The sequence below is a fragment of the Streptomyces sp. NPDC037271 genome (assembly GCF_055603605.1).
In genome coordinates, this window is the sequence record NZ_JBVJVN010000022.1 from 1 (window position 1) to 3,205 (window position 3,205).

At 75.0% G+C, this 3,205-nt stretch carries 3 protein-coding genes; 2 read left to right on the forward strand and 1 reads right to left on the reverse strand.

Annotation, left to right across the window (positions count from 1 at the left end; all coding sequences use genetic code 11):
• Positions 1 to 117: 117 nt before the first annotated feature.
• Entirely contained in the window at positions 118 to 1,092 is a 975-nt protein-coding gene (locus ACZ7G3_RS28015) for a carbohydrate kinase family protein (RefSeq protein ID WP_470928723.1), read from the reverse strand.
• A gap of 132 nt (positions 1,093 to 1,224) precedes the next feature.
• On the opposite strand from ACZ7G3_RS28015, the gene ACZ7G3_RS28020 reads away from it, so the two are divergent.
• Positions 1,225 to 1,434 (forward strand): hypothetical protein, encoded by a 210-nt coding sequence (locus ACZ7G3_RS28020; protein WP_426598438.1) that lies wholly within the window; start codon positions 1,225 to 1,227, stop codon positions 1,432 to 1,434.
• 115 nt (positions 1,435 to 1,549) lie between these two features.
• On the forward strand, positions 1,550 to 3,064 hold the full coding sequence (locus ACZ7G3_RS28025) for a hypothetical protein (RefSeq protein WP_470928724.1): 1,515 nt from the start codon (positions 1,550 to 1,552) through the stop codon (positions 3,062 to 3,064).
• Positions 3,065 to 3,205: the final 141 nt, after the last annotated feature.

Here is a 3,205-nt window from a genome sequence, read left to right on the forward strand (position 1 = left end):
GGGGCGCGGGGCCGGGGCGCGGGGCCGGGGCGCGGGGCCGGGGCGCGGGGCCGGGCCCGTACGCGGCTGCGCCGCGTGAGCACGGCCGGCCCCGCGCGCCCGCGCCCGGCGGCGGACTCAGCCCAGGTGCCCCTGGACCTCGGCGGCCGCCTCGTCGCCGTACGCCTTGGTGAACCGCTCCATGAAGTGCGCCCGCCTCAGCTGGTACTCCTGCGTGCCCACCGTCTCGATGACGAGGGTCGCCAGCATGCACCCGACCTGCGCCGCCCGCTCCAGCGACACCCCCCACGCCAGTCCGGACAGGAACCCCGCGCGGAAGGCGTCGCCGACACCCGTGGGGTCGGCCTTGCGCTCCTCGTCCGGGACGCCGACCTCGATGGTCTCCTCGCCGGCCCGCTCGATGCGCACGCCGCGCGCGCCGAGGGTGGTGACGCGGTGGCCGACGCGGCCGAGGATCTCCTCGTCGCTCCAGCCGGTCTTGGTCTCGATGAGCCCCTTCTCGTACTCGTTGGAGAAGAGGTAGGTCGCCCCGTCCAGCAGTATCCGGATCTCGTCGCCGTTCATCCGGGCGATCTGCTGGGAGAAGTCGGCGGCGAACGGGATGGACCGCGTGCGGCACTCCTCGGTGTGCCGGAGCATCGCCTCCGGGTCGTCGGCGCCGATGGAGACCAGGTCGAGGCCGCCCACCCGGTCGGCGACGGTCTTGAGCTCGATGAGGCGGGCCTCGCTCATCGCACCGGTGTAGAAGGAGCCGATCTGGTTGTGGTCGGCGTCGGTGGTGCAGACGAAGCGGGCGGTGTGCAGGGTCTCGGAGATGCGCACCGAGCCGGTGTCGACGCCGTGCCGGTCCAGCCAGGCCCGGTACTCGTCGAAGTCGGAGCCGGCGGCGCCGACCAGGATCGGCCGGGTGCCGAGCTGGCCCATGCCGAAGGCGATGTTCGCGGCGACGCCGCCCCGGCGTACGTCGAGCTGGTCGACCAGGAAGGAGAGCGAGACCGTGTGCAGCTGGTCCGCGACGAGCTGGTCGGAGAAGCGGCCGGGGAAGGTCATGAGGTGGTCGGTGGCGATGGAGCCGGTGACTGCGATGCGCACGGCGTGGACTCTCTCCTGAGGGGAGGCGGGTTGACAGTTCACGCTACCCGGGAGTGCCCCTGGTCCGAAGCAGGCAAAACTACCCGGTAGTACAACTTTCTTCGCGGTCCGGGACGTGCCTACGGTTCTGTCATGACGAACCTGAGGACCGCCGACCCCGCCCCGGCCGACCTGGACGGCGACCTGGCGTCGCTGCGTGGCGACTGCGCCCGGATGGCCCCGCGCTGGGAGGCTCCGGTGCGGGTCTCCACCCGTCCCGTCCCCGTCTCCCTCATCCACGGCGTGCGGGTGCCGCGGACGTCGGCCCGGCTGCTGGACGCGATGTCGGACTACGGCGACTGAGGGGCGCGGCCGGCCGCTGTGCGGCCGTTCGGGCGACGCGTGACGTCGCCGGGAACCGGATCCTCCCCCACCGCGTCCCATCGCTGTCCCCAGTAACAGCCGAAGGAGCGATGCGGTGAACACCGAGCGACCCGACAACGACGACGCCGGCGCCGCCGACGAGGCCGGCACCGGGCGTCCCGCGCGGCGGCGTCCCCGGGCGGTCGCCGTCGCCTCCGTCGCCGCCGCCGTGCTGCTGGTCGGGACCGGCGGGGCCTATCTGGCCACGTCCGCCTCGGGCGGCGGCCCGGACGGCGGTACGGCGGCCGGGGCGTCGGGCGACGACACTCCCCCGCCGCTCGTCCTGGACGACCACGGGGCCCACAACGGCCAGGGCGGTACGCACGGCATCGCCCCCGGTGAGCCCAACCCCTACGGCGTCACCTACCGCGCCGACGGCGCCCTCCCCGAGGGACCCGGCTCGGCGCCCGTCTACCGGGCGGAGGGCGAGGTCACCGAGGCGGAGGTGGCCCGGCTGGCCGAGGCGCTCGGGGTGGACGGAGCCCCCCGCGTGCAGGGCGGGGCGTGGAAGGCGGGCACCGCCGGGGACGGTTCCGGGCCGCTGCTCACGGTGAACCGGCAGGCACCCGGCACCTGGACCTTCCACCGCTACGCACCCGGCACCGACAACTGCAAGAAGGGCGCCGCGTGCAAGGCCCCGTCCGCCGACGGGAGCCCGGTGAGCGAAGCCGCCGCGAAGAAGGCGGCGGCGCCGGTGCTGAAGGCGCTGGGCCAGGACGACGCCAAGCTGGACGCGAGCCAGGTCATGGGCGCCCGGCGGGCCGTGAACGCCGAACCCGAGGTCGGCGGGCTGCCCACGTACGGCTGGACGACCGGTGTCGTCGTCGGCGCGCGGGGCGAGGTGGTCGGCGGCAGCGGTCAGGTGAAGGCACCGGTCGAGGGGGACACGTACCCCGTCCTGGGCGCCGAGGAGACGCTGGCGCTGCTGAACGCGCCGGGCGGCACCTCGGGCGCCGGCATCGGCGGCTGCGCGAGCCCGGTACCGCACCGGGACCGCGTGGACATGCCCTGCGCGCCGCCGACGGGCGCGTCGGAGCAGCCCGGGAAGCAGACGGCCACGGTCGAGGACGCGGTGTTCGGGCTGGCCGCGCATCCGGTGCGGGGACGGCAGACGCTGGTGCCGTCCTGGCTGTTCGAGGTGCGGGCGCCGGGCGCGGCGGACGCCGTCACGGTCACGCATCCGGCGGTCGACCCGAAGTACGTGACCACCACCGGCCCCGCCGCGCCGCACACGCCCCCGTCCGGCGAGCCGTCCTCGGAGCCGGGGGACCCGCGGGACGTGCGGATGAACGGCTACACGGCCGCGGGCGGGGAGCTGACCGTGCACTTCACGGGCGGAGTGTGCTCCGACTACGAGGCGACGGCGGAGGAGCGCGCGGGGAAGGTGACGGTCACGGTGACCGAGACCCCGCATCCGGAGAAGGTCTGCATCCTCATCGCCAAGGAGTACGAGCGGACGGTGCCGCTGGACGAGCCGCTCGGCGACCGGAAGGTCGTGGGCTCGGACGGCAAGGAGATCCCGGTGCACAAGCCGGGCGCGCGGCTGCCGGCGCCGTCCGGGAGCCGGTGACGGCGATCGCGCGGGCGGGCAAGAGGGCGGGGGGGGGGGGGGGGGGGGGGGGGGGGGGGGGGGGGGGTGGGGGGGGTGGGTGTGGACGACGACTTCTTCGAGCTGGGCGGCGAAAGCATCGTATACATCCAGCTGGCCGGC

Excerpts from the sequence above, each read along its gene's own strand:
- ACZ7G3_RS28020 (WP_426598438.1), top strand. The coding sequence starts at position 1,225 with ATGACGAACCTGAGGACCGCCGACCCCGCCCCGGCCGACCTGGACGGC.